This is a genomic window from Pseudomonas sp. W5-36 (genome assembly GCF_046540455.1).
Taxonomy (GTDB): Bacteria; Pseudomonadota; Gammaproteobacteria; order Pseudomonadales; family Pseudomonadaceae; genus Aquipseudomonas; species Aquipseudomonas graminis_B.
The window spans coordinates 409,389-423,913 of sequence record NZ_JAXCIQ010000001.1 but is presented as its reverse complement, the minus strand read 5'-3'; the positions used below and the strand labels follow the sequence as shown (position 1 = coordinate 423,913).

Genomic DNA, 14,525 nt, shown 5'->3' with positions numbered 1-14,525 from the left:
GGTTACTCCCTGGCTACTTGAAGGGGTGCGGCAGGCACAAAGCCTGGGTGATTAATCTTGTTGCGCTGCACAATTTCGCCCTCGCGAGTGGCGTCGCCAAACCGCCGATAAGCCATCACCAGCGCCGGCACGGTTTGCAGCGGGGTCACGCTGATCAGTTGAACACCGGAAGCGGCAACCGCCGTCAGGTGCCTGGATACCTGCTGGCGTGCCTCATTGATGGTGGGGTAAAAGGTCGCATCAGCTTTGAGAGCGGCCTGCCAGAACGCCGAATCCAGTGCGTCCCTTACAGCAACCACCTCATCGGCCACCGGCACCTCGGCTCGCGCCACGGGTTCGACGACTTGCTGTTGTAGCGATGCCGTTGACTGGTCTTTGCCGGTAGGCGTCAGCGTAGGCATCTGCGCCACCGTGGCCGTTGCCTGCACCAGAACGGCGTCCTGCACGAGATTGGCGAGCGCCTGTGCGGCCGCTGTCGTGTCAGCGCCGCTGCCTGCCACGACCGTATCAATGCTGAGCGCATCCTCTGCCTGCCTTGTCACTATCCCCACTGCATCGGTGTAAGTGTTGAACATCGATGCGCCGGCGCTGGTAGCGCTCGTGGCACTCGCCACGGAGGCGGATGAATCGACGTCACTGCCGCTGGAGCCCCCTCCGGAGCTTGCGCCGGAAGATGATCCGGTACCGCTCGACGCCGCAACGCTCGAGCTCTTTGCTGAGGACTGACCCAGGTCGCTGAAGTAGCCACTGAACAGGCTCGACAGCGCGCCAGGCGAGTTGGTCAGCATCTGCGCCAGCGATCGTGCAGATCCGATTGCGCTGCCCAGCGGCGAAAACTGCCCGGTGATGACGCCAAATAGACCGGTGACGGTGTTCTGCAGGCCGATCAGGTTGATGCGCGCGGTGTCGACCGTGGCCATGGCCGATTTGTACCGCCCAAGCGCGGCGCTCCAATAGCTGGCCGAGGTCTGCCCTGCCATGCGCGCAGTATTGGCGCGCACCGACGGGTTGGTCTGGGCGTTGCCTGGATAGAACGTAAGGTCGAAGGTGACCATGCCGCCCTCTCGGCGGCTGTGGGCCATCTCACAAGCACCGGGCACAACCTGCAATTGCCCAAGCCAGGGATGAACAAGTGTCCCCTCCCCCTCGGTCTCCAAGGCTTTGAGCAACTTGTCACGGCGCTGGAAGCAATCGTCGCCGATGACGTACGCCTTGACCTTGTGCACCCGGGCGACTTTGCCCATCTGTTCGGCGAACGACTCGTCTCGCTTGGGGTACTCGTGAAGCTGAACCTTGCGCCCCACTGGCACCGACGTGTCCTCGATGAGAAACGTCTCGCCCCGAAACGACGCCGGCAATAACTGCTCGCGCCAGGTATCGGCCATCTATTGCGCTCCAGAAAGGGATCGGTAACCGACGTTGGTGCTGATCTTGAGTCCGGGCTGATCGGTCGTGGCCGGTTGAGGCCGCACGCCCCGCGTATCCCCCTCCAACCGAATGACCAGCTCCCCGTTCAGCTGCGATTTGCCCGAAGCGCCAGCAAGCAGATTGCCCGGCGCAGGCAATATTGAGCCGGGCATCAACGGTAAAGGGCCCCCAAAACCGGAATTGCCCCCTGAGGCAACTAGCCCAGGCGACGCAACGACGCCTCCGGCCACGATCGGCGCGGCTTCTTTATTAATGCCTGCCGCCAACTGTCGAAGCCCCTGAGTACCATCGCTGATCAAGCCGCCGGAGATGGCGGCAGGATCACTTTTGGAAAAAAAGTTACTGACCTGCGCAGCCTTGCCCTTTACCCAGCCGGTGGCCGCATCGGTTTTCTGATTGGCCCAGTCACCTGCATCCATCAGCGGCTGGATGTAAGGCCGAATCCTCTCGAACAGGCCCTTGAAGTACGCCACCAGTCGCTCCCACTTCTCGGTGACGATCTGCACCGGATCGAAGCCCAGTTGCTCTTTGATCCAGCCCCACGCCGCGGACATGGTGTCTTTGATGCCCTCCCAGGCGACCGCTGCCAAAGCGCGAATGACGTCCCACAGCGCGCTGAAGAATTCCGACAACGGTTGCCAATTACGCGCGATCACAGTTATCGGTGCCCAGTTGAAAGCCGCCTTCATGAAGTCCCAGGTGGACACAGCGGCGGCCTTGATAACGTCCCAGAGCGCTCCGAGGAATTCGCTGATAGGCTCCCAGTTGGCAATGATTTGTCCTACTGGCGAGAACTTGAACAACTCTTTCATCCAGCCCCACACCTCCATCGCCGGGCCTTTGATGCTGTCCCACAGCTGTTCGAAGTACGGGGCCAAGGTGTCCCAATTTGCGACGATCACACCGACAGCGGCGGCGATAGCCACAGCCGCGATGCCTATCGGAGTCGCTGAAAACGCAAGACCCAGCAAACGCGTGGCGACCGTAGCGGCCACAGCGCCCACACGAATCGCGGTAAAAGCAACGCCCGCCATCGCGAGCCCCCTGACAAACGCAGGATTGGCTTGAATGAAGTCCGCCATTCGAGTGATCAGAGGCTGCACCGCTTTCACAACCGCATTGAGGGGTGGCAGGAATGCCTGGCCCAACGCAATACCCGCTCGGTTAACGGAGTTGCGCATGAGCGTTAGATTGTTTTCGGTGGTAGCCGCGCGCGATGCGTACTCGGCCTCCATCGAGCCGGCATACTGCGAAGCGTCCCCAGTTTTTTTCAGGTTGCTCTCGAGCAAACCCAGATTGGTCAAAAGCGGCGAAATTGCCGCAACGGACTCAGTGCCAAAAAGGTTTGTCAGCAGGGCTGGCCGCTTGACTGCATCAACCTCTGCAATGCGTTTGAGCACCTGGAGCATGGTGCCTTGAGCATCCTTCTGCATCCCTGCAGCCACGGTTTTTGAATTCAACCTGAGCGACTTCATCGCGTTCGATTGGGTCTTCGTCGCGGCGCTGCCTTTGGTAAGCGCGAGCATGAAATTCTTGATGCCGGTGGCGGCCACCTCCTGCTCGACACCCGTGCCAGCCATGGTCGCGCCCAGAGCAGCAATCTGGCCCGACGCTACGCCCGCGACTTCCCCCAACGGCCCGACACGAGTAACGATGTCGGAGATCTGCTTGGTATTGGCCGGCCCTGTGTTCCCAAGGTAGTTGATCTTGTCAGCGAGCCCGACCACCTCGGCCTGGGTCATTTTGAAGGAGGTCCGCCACTTGGCCATCATGTCGCCGCTCTGCTCAGCAGTCTGATCAAACGCGATGCCCATCTTTACCGCGTCTTCTGCAAAACCCAGAAGCTCACCCCGGGCAATGCCCGACTGCCCGCCCGCTGCAACGATCTTGGCGATGTCATTGGCGGCCATCGGCAGCCGCTCCGACATTTTGGTGATGTCGTCGCCCATCTCCTTGAATTGGCTGGGCGCGTCAAAGTTGACCACTTTGCGCACGTCGGCCATCGCCGATTCGAATTCAATCGCTGCGCGCACGCCCATCACAAACGGCGCTGCCAACGCACCACCGGTGATGACCTCCTTGAAACTGAGATTGCCCAGACCTGTGCTCTGCAAGCCCTTGCGGAAATTGGCAACGTTCTTGCGGATCCCGGCCAAGGTCGGCGACAGCTTGTCGACGCCGGTGATCAGCGCCTTGAGCTGAAATTGATCTGCCATCAGTCCACCTGCAGCGTGCGGTTGATGCGCTGCGCCTGCGCCAGCGATTCAAGAAAGATATCCAGCGGCCTGGCCATCATCTGTTCAGGGTCAACCTTCCAGAAATAGGCCAGGTCATAGACCAGCGAAATCAGGTCTTCGAGGCTGGTGACGCCGGGGTCATGAAAAAACCTGCCACCATCCAGGCAAGCTTGTTGAGGTCGGCCAGATCCAGCTGGTTCACCGAGGAAGGCGGGATACCCGCACACACTGCGATGTACTTGGCCGACACATCCAGATCCAGGCACACCGCCTCATCCGCATCGATCTTGTACGGCAATGCCTTGATCGCCCGGGCTTCCTGAGAGGTCGGGCGGCGCAGCACCAATTCAGTGAGCTGTTCGCTATGCGCCTGAATCGGGGCGCTCAACTGGATCGGCGCGTTCGGGTCAACTACCTGCTTTTCTTCACTCACAGCCATACCCCTTTAACGCCGTCAAATTGCAGCTCAATGGTGCCTTCCTCGCCGTTCGAGCTTGGCTGATCCACCAAGTAGGCGCCGGACAGTGTGTAGACCTTGCCGTTTTTGAACTCGACGGTGATGGTCATGTTCGTGCCCTCGGTCAGAGCCTTGAGCGGGAAATTTGGCGTGTGTACGGCCGAGAACTTGAGCCAGGGGGCTTTGTCCTCTTCCTTGAAATAACCGGGCACTATCGTTTCCCGGGTCTTATCCATCAACGGCGCTTCTGCGCCGCCCTTAAGGGTCAACTGCGTGCCGTCAACTTTGACGTAGCAGGTACCTGCAGCTTTCTGCCCCATGAGTGGGCCTCCAAAAGAAAAGGCCCGCGCGCGGCGGGCCTTGTGAACGGGACAGCGTTACGCTGCTTCGGCGGTGTACTGCAGGCGGAACTGGTTAAGCAGCGCGAAGATGCGCAGCCCGTTCACGTAGTCCGGCGGGTACAGCACGTTGATGCGCGTCGGGCTCTTGCTGTCGCGCTCGACGATCAAGTACTGGGCAAACATTGCCGAGTTCTCGACGTGGCCGTCGCGCTCCATGTTGCCGTATTCGCTGATCAGCTCACCGCGAATCACGTTGGGCGTGACGATTGGCTGACCATCGCCGAACTGGGTGCCGTCGCTGGCCAGCTTGTGGCGACCGTACTTGCTGGTGATGATGCCTTTGAGGCGACGCACGATGTACGCGCTCTGGTGCATGGTCTCGCTGTCCAGGTAGGAATCATCCGCCTGGCCATAAGCGTTCTTCTGATAGGTGGTGATCGCACGCTGAATGCGCACGTAGCCGCCCTCGTAGAACAGGGTCGCAATACCGTATTGCAGCAGCGAGTTGAACTCGGTCAGGGTAAAACGTGCCCCTTCAGGCGCGGGGTCGATGCCCACCAGCACGCCGGTCTGGGTTGGCCGGCTGGCATCGGCGGACAGGAATACCGCCTGACGTGCAGCGCCGGCTGCGGCCACGCGCCAGAATGGCTGAGGAACGCCAGCCTCAAAACCGAAGATGGTCATGTGCTGGTCGTTGCGCGGCTGGCCGGCGGCCACCAGCGTACCAAGCGTACCGCGCAGGGCGCTGTAGACGTGACCATAGAGCTGCTTGGCCCATGACCAGCGGCCGCTGGCATCCCCCATCGCAACCTTCCACGCATCCAGGGTGGTAGTGTCGGCCCAGGGTACGCAAATGAACTCGAACGGTGCGTCGCCCAGCGCCGCGAGGGCGGCTGTGGCATCAGGAGTCCCCGCGCCGCCAGACATGGGCGCTACCACAACGGTCAGGCCCGCCGGGGTGAATTCGCCATTGCTCTTGCCAAGGCGGTTCAGGCTCAGGCCGATATCGTTTCCGGAATCACCCAGCCACTTGGAGGTCAGCGTCACCACGCCTGCCGCCGCAACCGCCGTTACAGGGAGATCGGCCGCAGCGTTGATCTTGGTGGCCAAAGCGGCGGCCGCGACGGCCGCAGCAGCGCCAGAGGCCACGGTCGCCTGAACGCGCACACCCGCCACATACAGGTTGATCAGCCCGGTTTCAATGGCAGCGTTGGTGATGGTCACCTTGCCCGTCGCCGCAGTACCGGCACTGGCCTTGACCGGCAAACACCAGATCTCGCCCACCAGGTCGTTCTGGCGCCAGGTGTCGTACATCGCCGCGAGCATCGAGCCCTGGCCGCCGATCGTCTTGGCCTGGGCCAGGCTCGACACCAGTACCAGCTTGCCGATTTCCTCGGCCGTGGACAGGTCGTTGACCTGGCCCACGATCAGGCGGCGCAGCGCGCTCGACGCGCTATTGGCGTTCGAGTTGTCCATCTCCGCGTAGAACAGCGGTACGCGGATGTCCGCGGGGATCTGTTGAAATCCTACGCTCATTTGGTCGCGACCTCTTTGGCAGGAGGGTTAGGGATCACGACGTCGCCATCAGCAAGACGGCGGCGCCAGTACGCGTCATCGGGCACATCCCGACCGTCGGGCAACAGGAGTTCCCCGGTTTCCGGATCGGGCACCGCGCGCCCCTTGGCCGGCACCACAGTAATGCGGTTCATGGCAGTTCCTCTTTGAGTTGAATTTCAATACGCCCATCCGGGCCGGGGTACTTGAGGTTGCGGTCTGCCGGGTCGATGCAGTCCACATTGATGTCCATGCCTTCCAACCTGGGCAGGCCGTCGAGCTCAAGCTCATGCCAGGTCTCGGCAGGATCCGTTGCAGCGTTGCGGCCCAGCTGGAAAGCAGTCACGAAGGAATAGCGGTAGATCACCAGCGCGCGGTCAATTTGCACCAGGTCGCCGCCGTCGTAAGTGATGGGGTCGTACTCGGCGCCGGGCCTCCAACCCACCAACGCACGCCACAGCTGCGCCCGGATGTCGTGCAGCACATCCACAGCCAATTGCCCGCGTTGATCTTTCGCATCCAGGATGACGAGCACATCAAAAGCGTCTGTGATGTCTTGTCGGATGCCGTTCTGCAAGTCGTTGTCCGTGGCGTCATCGCCGGTCGCGATGACAAACGCACCAGGCCGGTCAACCTGCTGACTGGCCTTCACCGCGTCGAAGTCGATGCCGCCCGCCACGCGCCCACCCAACAGCGGGCAGCGCTGCCGCAGGTGCAGCACCACAGGAGTGATTTTCATGGGTTGTCTCGTTGATCAGCGCAGAGCGGCGGCAAAGGCCTGCTTGAGAATGGAGCGCACGCCGTCATTGCTGTTGTTGAGCGAGTCGACCATGTAGTTCTCGCGAGGCTCGATGCGCCACGCCCCGGTCGCTTCCTGCTTTTTATGGGACTTGCCACGTTTGGCACCGCGGCGCACGCCGTACCAGAGATAAGCCGGGTAGAAGTCCTTCATGTCGGCGGTCTTCTGCGGTTCGATCTTCACCAGGAAGCCGGCACGGCTGACCCGGTATGTGATCGAACGGCGCAGCCTGCCCTTGCGCATGCCGGGGTACTGGCCTTTTCCTGACACCGCGCGCTTGCTGACCAGCTTTCGGCCCTCGGCGCGCACCAGCACACCGGCCTTGCGCATGCCCTTGCGGATTTCTTTCTTGTCGAAGTCGAGCTTGCCGTAGCTGTCGAACTCACCGAAGTGTAAATAGGCTGCAGGTCTAGCCATACAGGCTTCCTCCCGGCTGGTCCATGCCGAGTTCCTCAACCTCAAGAACAGTGAATTTATGGCTGCCGTTCATATCGGTTGCACGGCTGACACGGTAGACGACGGCGCCGTGAACCACCTCGAAATCGATGGGGAGAACACCGAGATACCTCAAGGTAATGCGGTGCGTGATTTTGGAATCGGTCTGCGCACTGTCGTGGTAAATGGCAGTGCCAACAGGCTCTATGCGGGCCCATCGCTTTTTTTCTTCGCTGAACTGCGAAGTCAGGCCACCGCCATCGGCGGGAGAATCTGAGCGCCTCCTCAGGGTAACGCGGCGATTTAAGTCGCCGGCACCAGGTTCAGACATCGCCATCAGACCCCCATTTGGACACGATAAGGTGCAAGGAGAAACCTCGAACCTTGCGGCAGGGCAACCGCGGTCATTGTCCCGGCACCTGCCACGACATCCTCTCGGTTGGTATAGAGGTGCCCCAAGATGAGCAGGCAGGCAGCCTGAATCGCCGGAGTGAGCACGACGCCCAGGCTCATCGCTTCCGACTGAGTGGTCGCATCCTTGAGACCGTATTCAGCAATCTCAACCGCAGACAAGCGATCATCCTCGTCATAGATGAGGCCAGCCGTTGCCACCGCTTCGCTGTAGCTGACTCTGGACTGGGCACGCAACTCAATAGCAGCTGCCCGGCCTGCGACCATAGCGGGAGCATCGGCATACACCCGGCGGGCCAAGAAATTGCAAGCCGCTTCCTCTGCCGCGTCCAGCAGGCCTTGGATGAGGTCGCGATCATCATCCTCGGCGCGCAGGTGATCAATCGCCACCTCGATACTGATCGCGGACATTGGTTACTCCTGAACGGGCTCGTCCGACTCGATCACCGGAGGAAGTGTTTCATCCGTTACCAACTGCTCGGTGGGAAGTGCGATGGGTGTTTCTGGTACAGCGGCAGAGGCCGCTTGAGCTGCAGCCAGCTTCGCAAGCTCGGCTTCGGCTTCATCACGTTTGCCGATGAAGTCGCCGACCTGAGCGCCCTGGGCGTCAGCGACAATCCAGCGCTGGCCCTTCTTGGCAATTTTCAGCGCAAAGGTCGGGTCAGATTTGGACGGCAGGTCCATCGCCGATGAGCCATCTTCACTCACGATCTGGCACAGCTTGAGCTGTTCCAATTCCTTCGCGAGCCATACCGGCGCCGCGTAGGGCTCGTTATCGACGTCGCGAATGGTGCCGCGGTCCTCATAGGCCCGCAGCGGCTTGATCAATACATCTGGCATATCTCACCTCGATGGGGACGGCAGCGCCGCCCCATTTCAGGGGTTGGGTTTAAGCAGCTGCAGCGAGCTTGCCGGTGACGAACGCTTCGGTACGGTAGATGGCGAAGGCCAAGCGCTCTTCGGCGCGAAGCGTGACCATGTTGTTCTCGAAGTCCTTGTCGTTTTCGGTAGAGATGAGGACCTCCACCTCCATCCGGTCAAAGATCTGCGCGCCCAACTTGAAGGCACCCACCAGGAAGTCGTTCGCCTTCATCGCCTGAGTGGCTACGACAGGGCGGTTCCACAAGCGAGCCGCGGTGCCGTCTTGTGGCTGACCGATCAGATAGCGACCGGTGTCGTCCTTGAGCAGATCGATCAGGGCCCAGTCAGTCGGGTTTAGCACGATGCCATCGGAAGGAAACTCAGCCAGCTCGGCTTGCAGAAGAGCCAGGCGCAGGCGATCGATGCGCTGCTCGCCGGTGGCACTCCAGCCCGCTGGTGCGGCGTAGATATTTGCCAACGGAACCAGACCTTGCAGGTTCGCACCGGCGCCGCTGCCGTAAAGCAGCTGGGCCTCTTCGGTCAACAGCAGGCCATAGCGAGCACGGGCGTCGATATAGCTTTGCAGCGCCTTGGCATCGTCGAGGATCTGACGAGACGCCTTGAAGAGGTGAGCGATGGTGCGGACCGGTGCCGTGATCAACGCGGTGGTGATTTCGGAATAAGGCTTGGCAGCCCCTTCCGCCACGATCGCGGCGTTGTTGGTGAAGCCTGTCTCGCGAACGTACTCGAGCGAACCTGCTTCGGTCTGACCAGGCGCGACCAGATCGCGAATGGTCGCCCGGCGCACGCCCGGCAGGGCGACAGTGTCCAGGCGCTCTGTAGCCGCGAGGCCGCCGGCAGAGGTGGTGGTAATTGCGGCGCGCGGTACAGAGACGCGACGAGAGCCGCGGAAGGACGAGTTGACACCCTCCATTTGGTCGCTGGCAACGAACAGTTCACCAGCGGACTTTGGCGGCTCGTTGCGCTGAGTGTCCCGGTTTGCATTGACCAGCTTCTGCTCCGCTTCAAGCACGCGCGCCTGGAGCTCGCCCTGCTTCATCAGCAGCTCGTCGACCTTGGCCGAGGTTTCTTTGCTCAGACCCTCGTGGCGATCAACGTGCTTCTGTGCAGTCTCGGCATGCGCCTTGAGCTGATCACCGATGTCCTTGAGGTTGGCCTGAGTTTCCTTGTACTGGGTTTCGATGTCGGCCTCACCGATCTTGCCCATCTGGGCATTCCAGCCGGTGTAGCGGGAGGTGCCCCGTTTCACGAGCGTGGTCGCGAACCCGACCAGAAAAACCGCACCGCCGATGGCTTGGGGGGTTACGCCGAAGGTCAGCGGAATCAAGGCAGCGATGGCCAGCACCGCCATCAAGAATGCCGGGGACAGACGAAATTTCATCATGGTGTGAAGCCTCACGCAGGAATTGAGAAAGAGAGTTTTGGCAGGGGTGCAAGGTCGAGCTCGACAGCGCGGGGCTTGTCGGACGAGGTAGCGTGTTGCGTACCCCCGCCAACAGCGCGCGGCGTGCTGGACTTGAAATTGGCGAAAAGCTCGCGGCGCGCGCTGCGGGCCATCCCCGCCTTCGCGAGAGCCACATCCATGGCTTTGAGCGCGTTGCTTTGCTGGGTCTGCTCGTCTTCCCGCTCGGTGATCTCGTCGGATGACAGCAATCCGGTCGCGAAACCGAGCTCCACCGCTCGTTTGCCGCGGATGAAGGTCTCGTCATCCAGCATTTCAGTGATGTCGGCGACGGCCTGACCGCTGCTTTCCGCGTACAGATCAGCCATTGCCGCGTCGAACTCTTCCATGGTGTCTGCGGTGTTGTGCAAGTCGTGGCGGTTGCCGACGGCAACGGTCCAGCAGTTATGGATCATCAGGAAGCCGCTACTTGCGACCTCACGCTTTTCGCCGGCCATGTAGATGACAGAGGCAGCCGAGGCAGCCAGACCCAGAACCTTCGTGGTTACCGCCTGGCTGTGCTCGCGAAGCCGGTTGTAGATGGCCAGGCCTTCGAACATGTCGCCGCCCGGCGAGTTGATATAGACGTCAACTGGCTTGTCGCCGATGGACCGCAAAGCCGCGTCTATGCGCGAGACGGTCACGCCTTCTCCGTACCAGTCCTGGCCGATCACACCGTAGATGGTGATGGTGTCGTTGGTTGACTCCACGGCTGCCTTGATGGCCGGGTTCCATCTGTCGAGCGCACGCGGACTCAGCTCGCAGTTGAAACTGCCAGCCTTCGATTTTGGTTGCATGAGTTAGTCCTTCGAGTTTGCCGGCTGATCGAGCCAGTTCTGCAGAGCAGCCCTTGCGGCTTGCCCGTCGTCGCCCCGACCGAGTTGGTCGATGGGGGAGAGGTTAGTTTGTACGGTGAGCACCGAGGCATTGCCTCCCATCCTCGGGAGGTTTTCCTTCATCCGGCATTCGTCGCGCGTGTAGATGCCGTTCTGCACCATCTGCGAATACAGCGTGGCGCGGGCGGCACTGTCAGCACGCATCAAGCCTTCAATGGAGAACTCCGGGTAAATCTGGCGACGCTGCGCAGGCGTCAGTAATTTGCGGCTGATCGCCTCCTCGATGCGGCGCATGTAACTGCGCAGCGTAAAGGTCAGAAACCGCAGCAGCTTCTGCTCCAGCCCGGTGCCCCAGTTCGAAGCTTTATCGCTGTAGCCGACCAGCGTCGGGTCCACCATGTAGAACCGGCAGATTTCCTCAGCGCTGTATTCACGCGACTCCAGCAGTTGAGCATCGACGGGGTTGATGCCAATCACCTTGGCACTCACGCCCTTCTCCAGAACAGGCGATTTGCCGGCGTTCATCGCACCACTGATACGCTGGACGTAATCCCGAAAGTCATCGCGTTGCTGCTTGTTCAGCGTCTGATCAACTTCGAAGGCCACGGTCTGGTGCATACCGTTCTTGAAGGTCGCGCTGGCCACGTCCTCGGCCGACATAGCCGCGCCAAAAACATCAGCACCGTAAGCGATGGGTGAAAGCCCGACTTGCCCGTCCAGAGAGAACGCCGGAATGTGCATCATGTCGCTGCCGGCAATGTCACGGAGCTGGCCGTTTTTTTCGCGGTACCGGTAAAGCAGCTCACCGTTTTCGGCTACGTCCAGCTCTACACGGTTTGGCAGCAAGAACTCAAGCGCCACAATTCGCCCGCTGATGCGGATGATCTCAACGAAGGCATTGCCTCGCAGCAACATGGAAGCAACCACGGCTTCCCAGAACTGCACCGCTGTCATTCGGCTGTTGGGATTGGTGTTGAGTATCCAGTGCAGGTCGTTGTCGCCGGCGACCTCTCGACCGCCGTCCGGCATTCGGCGATACAAGCCGAGGGGAAGCGTGGCGATCGTTTCGGAGATAAGGCGCACACAGGACCAGCAGGCCGCCAGGCGCATGGCCTTGTTGATCGTCACCGTCTTGCCATTGGCGGAAGTGCTGCCAACTGTCTGCGCCCATATCCCGGAAGCGCCACCGGAGATTGATCGGCCTACCCAATCGATGATCGAAGATCGTGGCGCCGTCACCGCACTGCTTAAAACAGATCGCAGAGACTTAGCCACTGGTCAGCCCCCTTCGAATGAAGGCCGCAGCAACGAAGCACGATGATGCGGCGGCAAGTAGTGCCCAGCCGATGCCGAGCAGGATGTAAACGCCCGCCACAGCACAGGCGAAGCCCAGCACTGCGATCAGCAAGTAAATAATCGATGCTGTGTTCATTCGAATATTGGGTCCCGGATTGAATCCATGAATCGGTCCACGCCGCCATCGCCGAGAACAACTTTCGTCATCGCCCGACCTACCGACATGATCAGCGCAACCGCGCCATCGATTTTGTTGTCATCGCCCTGCTTGATCGGACGGACGACGTCGTTGTTGCCTGGCAGGTGCTTGCCGATCACGTTGGCAATACACCAGGTCATGACCGGGTTGCCGTCATGGTGGAACCGACCGGCTTCGATCGCCGCTTCCAGTTCCTTCATGGGGTCTGACATGTTGGTGTAATTCTGGATGATCGTGATCGGGTTAAAACCCTCGTCGTCCAGGTCGTGGCTCAACCCCGTTGCACCGTGGGGGTCGATGGGGGATTCGCTCAAAGGGGCCTGATGATTGGCTTCCTTCGTGTCCTCGAGGATCTCGCGGTAATCGATCTCCGCCCCGTCGGTCACGTCCAGATGCCCAGAGTTGACCCAAGCCTGGAACCGTTCGGCCATGCGTTTGTTATCGGTGTTGTAAGCGGTGTCGTAAGGGACCCAGAATTTCGGCTTGATGCTGTAGTAATGGGTCTTGCCATCGATGACACGCCAGAAAAGGCGAGCCCTTGAGTTCATGTCCAGCTTGCGCGCCAGGTCGAAACCGGCAATCCACTCCTGCCCCTCGAACTGTTCGAGCGTCAGCGACGTGTCTTCGCAAGCCTTCCAGCTTTCCATGTTGAAAAAGCCGGCCTTGGCGCTGACCCACAGGTTTAGATGCTTAGTTTTGAACGTATTGGCGAAGCGAGCAGAACGAATCGCCCGGGCCTGCTGGCTTTCCAGGTACTCCTGAAACACCGAGACGCCATGATTCGGGTTGGCCTTGGCCAACATTTTTGGATCGGTCCAGTCGTCCCCCTCGTCAAGAGTCCATATCCATCCGAACAGCTCCTCATCGGGCACGGTGCCGGCCAGCATCTCTACGACTTGGCGCCGCTTGTCGTAGCACGGCCCTTCGATATCTGCGCCCGCGGTGGTGATGATGAACATCAGCGGCTGACGGCGTGCGCCCATACCTGTGAGCATCGTGTCGTACTGGGCCGACGTCGGGTGTTCGTGATACTCGTCCACGATCGCGCAGCTGGGCGACGCACCATCGCCAGGGTTACCTATCAGTGGCTCGAAGCGGCTGAAGTCAGAAGGGATATTCATGTTCGAGGCGTTAACCTCGATCCCGGCTGCCTGAATCAGCATTGGCGACTTGCTGACCATTAGCTTCGCGGGCCGGAACACCTCCCACGCTTGCTTCTCCGTGGTCGCACCCGCATACACCTCGGCGCCGAATTCGCCGTCGGCCACAAACATGCTGATACCAACGCCGCCGGCGACAACGGATTTACCGTTCTTGCGAGGGACTTCCCAATAGCTCTCACGGAACCGACGGTGTCCGCCTTTTTTTTTGACCCAGCCAAACGTGACCGCCAGGCCGAACAACTGCCAAGGCTCAAGGCTGATCAACTGACGCTTGAAAGCCCACTCGCCCTTTGTGTGCGGCAGGAGCTGCATCAGCTTGAGTTTCTTCTCGGCCTTGGCCGGATCGAACTTGAAGCGGTACCCCCGCTTGCGGCTGGCAGCCAGGTCGTCGAATTGACGCTGGATAGCCTGATGAATAAAGCGGCACGCCGGGACCTTCCCTCGGAGCACGGACCTTGCCCATACCATCGCCTTGTCGACGTTGGGGTGGGCAAGTTTCGGCATCAGCTACTCAGTAATTTGGCGAACTCGTTGGTTTCCTTTTCCTTGTTGCCGCCGATCAAGCGTGTGCGGCTTGCCGGGTCCAGGCCTAGCATTGATCCGAACGTCACCATCTGGCGCATCGTTTCGTTTGCCGCGGTCAGCGCTGGATTCTTCATCGGGCCGCCGGTGGCCCCGGTCACCACAATGCCGTGCGCCTTGATCGACTCCTGCGCCATACGCCAGTTGTCATAGGCGGTGCAGAAGGCTTCCACGTTATGAAGGTCGGTGATGGCAACCACGTTTTCTCGCAGCAGCTCCGGAACAATCATGTTCCACATCGTGGCGGCCCGAGGGCTGAACCACTCGGGAGGATCTACCTGGGTGATCTTCGAAAATTGGGGCTCGGCGGTGTTTAGCGCACGCTTGCCCGGGTTCCCGGCCAATGCTTTCTTGGCCGTTGGTTTGGGTTTGCGACCACGGCCGGCGACCGTGGCGGTGCCTCCCATCGCGCAACTCCTGATTTTTTAATTTCGCGGGTGTAAAAAAACGACGGGCAGGCGGTG

17 protein-coding genes are annotated in these 14,525 nt (G+C 60.5%); all 17 read right to left on the bottom strand.

Features of this window, described 5'->3' with window-relative positions; genetic code table 11:
- Window positions 1–2: 2 nt before the first annotated feature.
- The 17 genes from SLW74_RS02020 to SLW74_RS01940 all read right to left on the bottom strand — a co-directional run bounded on the left by SLW74_RS02020 (window position 3) and on the right by SLW74_RS01940 (window position 14,468).
- Window positions 3–1,385, bottom strand: coding sequence for a DNA circularization protein (locus tag SLW74_RS02020; RefSeq protein ID WP_410927971.1), 1,383 nt, complete (start codon window positions 1,383–1,385; stop codon window positions 3–5).
- Window positions 1,386–3,584 carry a phage tail tape measure protein gene (locus SLW74_RS02015; protein ID WP_410927970.1) on the bottom strand — a complete coding sequence of 733 codons (2,199 nt, stop codon included), beginning with the start codon at window positions 3,582–3,584 and terminating at the stop codon, window positions 1,386–1,388.
- Between the two features lie 190 nt (window positions 3,585–3,774).
- Entirely contained in the window at window positions 3,775–4,098 is a 324-nt protein-coding gene (locus SLW74_RS02010; protein ID WP_410927969.1) for a phage tail assembly protein, read from the bottom strand.
- Window positions 4,095–4,442 (bottom strand): phage tail tube protein, encoded by a 348-nt coding sequence (locus SLW74_RS02005; protein ID WP_410927968.1) that lies wholly within the window; start codon window positions 4,440–4,442, stop codon window positions 4,095–4,097. Before SLW74_RS02005 ends, SLW74_RS02010 begins: the two co-directional genes overlap by 4 nt.
- Window positions 4,443–4,499: 57 nt before the next feature.
- Window positions 4,500–5,999: a phage tail sheath subtilisin-like domain-containing protein gene (locus SLW74_RS02000; RefSeq protein ID WP_410927967.1), complete on the bottom strand. Its 1,500-nt coding sequence runs from the start codon at window positions 5,997–5,999 to the stop codon at window positions 4,500–4,502.
- Window positions 5,996–6,172 carry a DUF2635 domain-containing protein gene (locus tag SLW74_RS01995; protein WP_410927966.1) on the bottom strand — a complete coding sequence of 59 codons (177 nt, stop codon included), beginning with the start codon at window positions 6,170–6,172 and terminating at the stop codon, window positions 5,996–5,998. The genes SLW74_RS02000 and SLW74_RS01995 overlap by 4 nt, the downstream gene beginning before the upstream one ends.
- On the bottom strand, window positions 6,169–6,756 hold the full coding sequence (locus SLW74_RS01990; RefSeq protein WP_410927965.1) for a hypothetical protein: 588 nt from the start codon (window positions 6,754–6,756) through the stop codon (window positions 6,169–6,171). The genes SLW74_RS01995 and SLW74_RS01990 overlap by 4 nt, the downstream gene beginning before the upstream one ends.
- Window positions 6,757–6,771: 15 nt before the next feature.
- Window positions 6,772–7,233, bottom strand: a complete 462-nt coding sequence (locus SLW74_RS01985; protein WP_410927964.1) for a hypothetical protein — start codon at window positions 7,231–7,233, stop codon at window positions 6,772–6,774.
- A complete protein-coding gene (locus SLW74_RS01980; protein ID WP_410927963.1) occupies window positions 7,226–7,588 on the bottom strand; it encodes a phage head closure protein in 363 nt (120 codons plus the stop codon). Before SLW74_RS01980 ends, SLW74_RS01985 begins: the two co-directional genes overlap by 8 nt.
- Window positions 7,588–8,073 (bottom strand): head-tail connector protein, encoded by a 486-nt coding sequence (locus SLW74_RS01975; RefSeq protein ID WP_410927962.1) that lies wholly within the window; start codon window positions 8,071–8,073, stop codon window positions 7,588–7,590. The genes SLW74_RS01980 and SLW74_RS01975 overlap by 1 nt, the downstream gene beginning before the upstream one ends.
- Before the next feature lie 3 nt (window positions 8,074–8,076).
- Window positions 8,077–8,490 (bottom strand): hypothetical protein, encoded by a 414-nt coding sequence (locus SLW74_RS01970; RefSeq protein ID WP_410927961.1) that lies wholly within the window; start codon window positions 8,488–8,490, stop codon window positions 8,077–8,079.
- 61 nt (window positions 8,491–8,551) lie between these two features.
- A complete protein-coding gene (locus SLW74_RS01965; protein ID WP_410927960.1) occupies window positions 8,552–9,928 on the bottom strand; it encodes a phage major capsid protein in 1,377 nt (458 codons plus the stop codon).
- 11 nt (window positions 9,929–9,939) lie between these two features.
- Window positions 9,940–10,782 (bottom strand): head maturation protease, ClpP-related, encoded by an 843-nt coding sequence (locus SLW74_RS01960; RefSeq protein ID WP_410927959.1) that lies wholly within the window; start codon window positions 10,780–10,782, stop codon window positions 9,940–9,942.
- A gap of 3 nt (window positions 10,783–10,785) precedes the next feature.
- Entirely contained in the window at window positions 10,786–12,096 is a 1,311-nt protein-coding gene (locus SLW74_RS01955) for a phage portal protein (RefSeq protein WP_410927958.1), read from the bottom strand.
- On the bottom strand, window positions 12,089–12,253 hold the full coding sequence (locus SLW74_RS01950; protein ID WP_282372752.1) for a hypothetical protein: 165 nt from the start codon (window positions 12,251–12,253) through the stop codon (window positions 12,089–12,091). Before SLW74_RS01950 ends, SLW74_RS01955 begins: the two co-directional genes overlap by 8 nt.
- Window positions 12,250–13,983 carry a terminase large subunit gene (locus SLW74_RS01945; protein ID WP_410927957.1) on the bottom strand — a complete coding sequence of 578 codons (1,734 nt, stop codon included), beginning with the start codon at window positions 13,981–13,983 and terminating at the stop codon, window positions 12,250–12,252. Before SLW74_RS01945 ends, SLW74_RS01950 begins: the two co-directional genes overlap by 4 nt.
- Window positions 13,983–14,468 (bottom strand): phage terminase small subunit P27 family, encoded by a 486-nt coding sequence (locus SLW74_RS01940; RefSeq protein WP_282372748.1) that lies wholly within the window; start codon window positions 14,466–14,468, stop codon window positions 13,983–13,985. The genes SLW74_RS01945 and SLW74_RS01940 overlap by 1 nt, the downstream gene beginning before the upstream one ends.
- Between the last annotated feature and the right edge of the window lie 57 nt (window positions 14,469–14,525).

What these genes read in the sequence shown, in the direction of transcription:
- SLW74_RS01945 (WP_410927957.1), bottom strand. Translation starts at nt 13,983, where the DNA reads ATGCCGAAACTTGCCCACCCCAACGTCGACAAGGCGATGGTATGGGCA.
- SLW74_RS01990 (WP_410927965.1), bottom strand. Translation starts at nt 6,756, where the DNA reads ATGAAAATCACTCCTGTGGTGCTGCACCTGCGGCAGCGCTGCCCGCTG.
- SLW74_RS01995 (WP_410927966.1), bottom strand. Translation starts at nt 6,172, where the DNA reads ATGAACCGCATTACTGTGGTGCCGGCCAAGGGGCGCGCGGTGCCCGAT.
- SLW74_RS01950 (WP_282372752.1), bottom strand. Translation starts at nt 12,253, where the DNA reads ATGAACACAGCATCGATTATTTACTTGCTGATCGCAGTGCTGGGCTTC.
- SLW74_RS01960 (WP_410927959.1), bottom strand. Translation starts at nt 10,782, where the DNA reads ATGCAACCAAAATCGAAGGCTGGCAGTTTCAACTGCGAGCTGAGTCCG.
- SLW74_RS01940 (WP_282372748.1), bottom strand. Translation starts at nt 14,468, where the DNA reads ATGGGAGGCACCGCCACGGTCGCCGGCCGTGGTCGCAAACCCAAACCA.
- SLW74_RS01965 (WP_410927960.1), bottom strand. Translation starts at nt 9,928, where the DNA reads ATGATGAAATTTCGTCTGTCCCCGGCATTCTTGATGGCGGTGCTGGCC.
- SLW74_RS01985 (WP_410927964.1), bottom strand. Translation starts at nt 7,233, where the DNA reads ATGGCTAGACCTGCAGCCTATTTACACTTCGGTGAGTTCGACAGCTAC.
- SLW74_RS02005 (WP_410927968.1), bottom strand. Translation starts at nt 4,442, where the DNA reads ATGGGGCAGAAAGCTGCAGGTACCTGCTACGTCAAAGTTGACGGCACG.
- SLW74_RS01975 (WP_410927962.1), bottom strand. Translation starts at nt 8,073, where the DNA reads ATGTCCGCGATCAGTATCGAGGTGGCGATTGATCACCTGCGCGCCGAG.
- SLW74_RS02020 (WP_410927971.1), bottom strand. Translation starts at nt 1,385, where the DNA reads ATGGCCGATACCTGGCGCGAGCAGTTATTGCCGGCGTCGTTTCGGGGC.
- SLW74_RS01980 (WP_410927963.1), bottom strand. Translation starts at nt 7,588, where the DNA reads ATGGCGATGTCTGAACCTGGTGCCGGCGACTTAAATCGCCGCGTTACC.
- SLW74_RS02000 (WP_410927967.1), bottom strand. Translation starts at nt 5,999, where the DNA reads ATGAGCGTAGGATTTCAACAGATCCCCGCGGACATCCGCGTACCGCTG.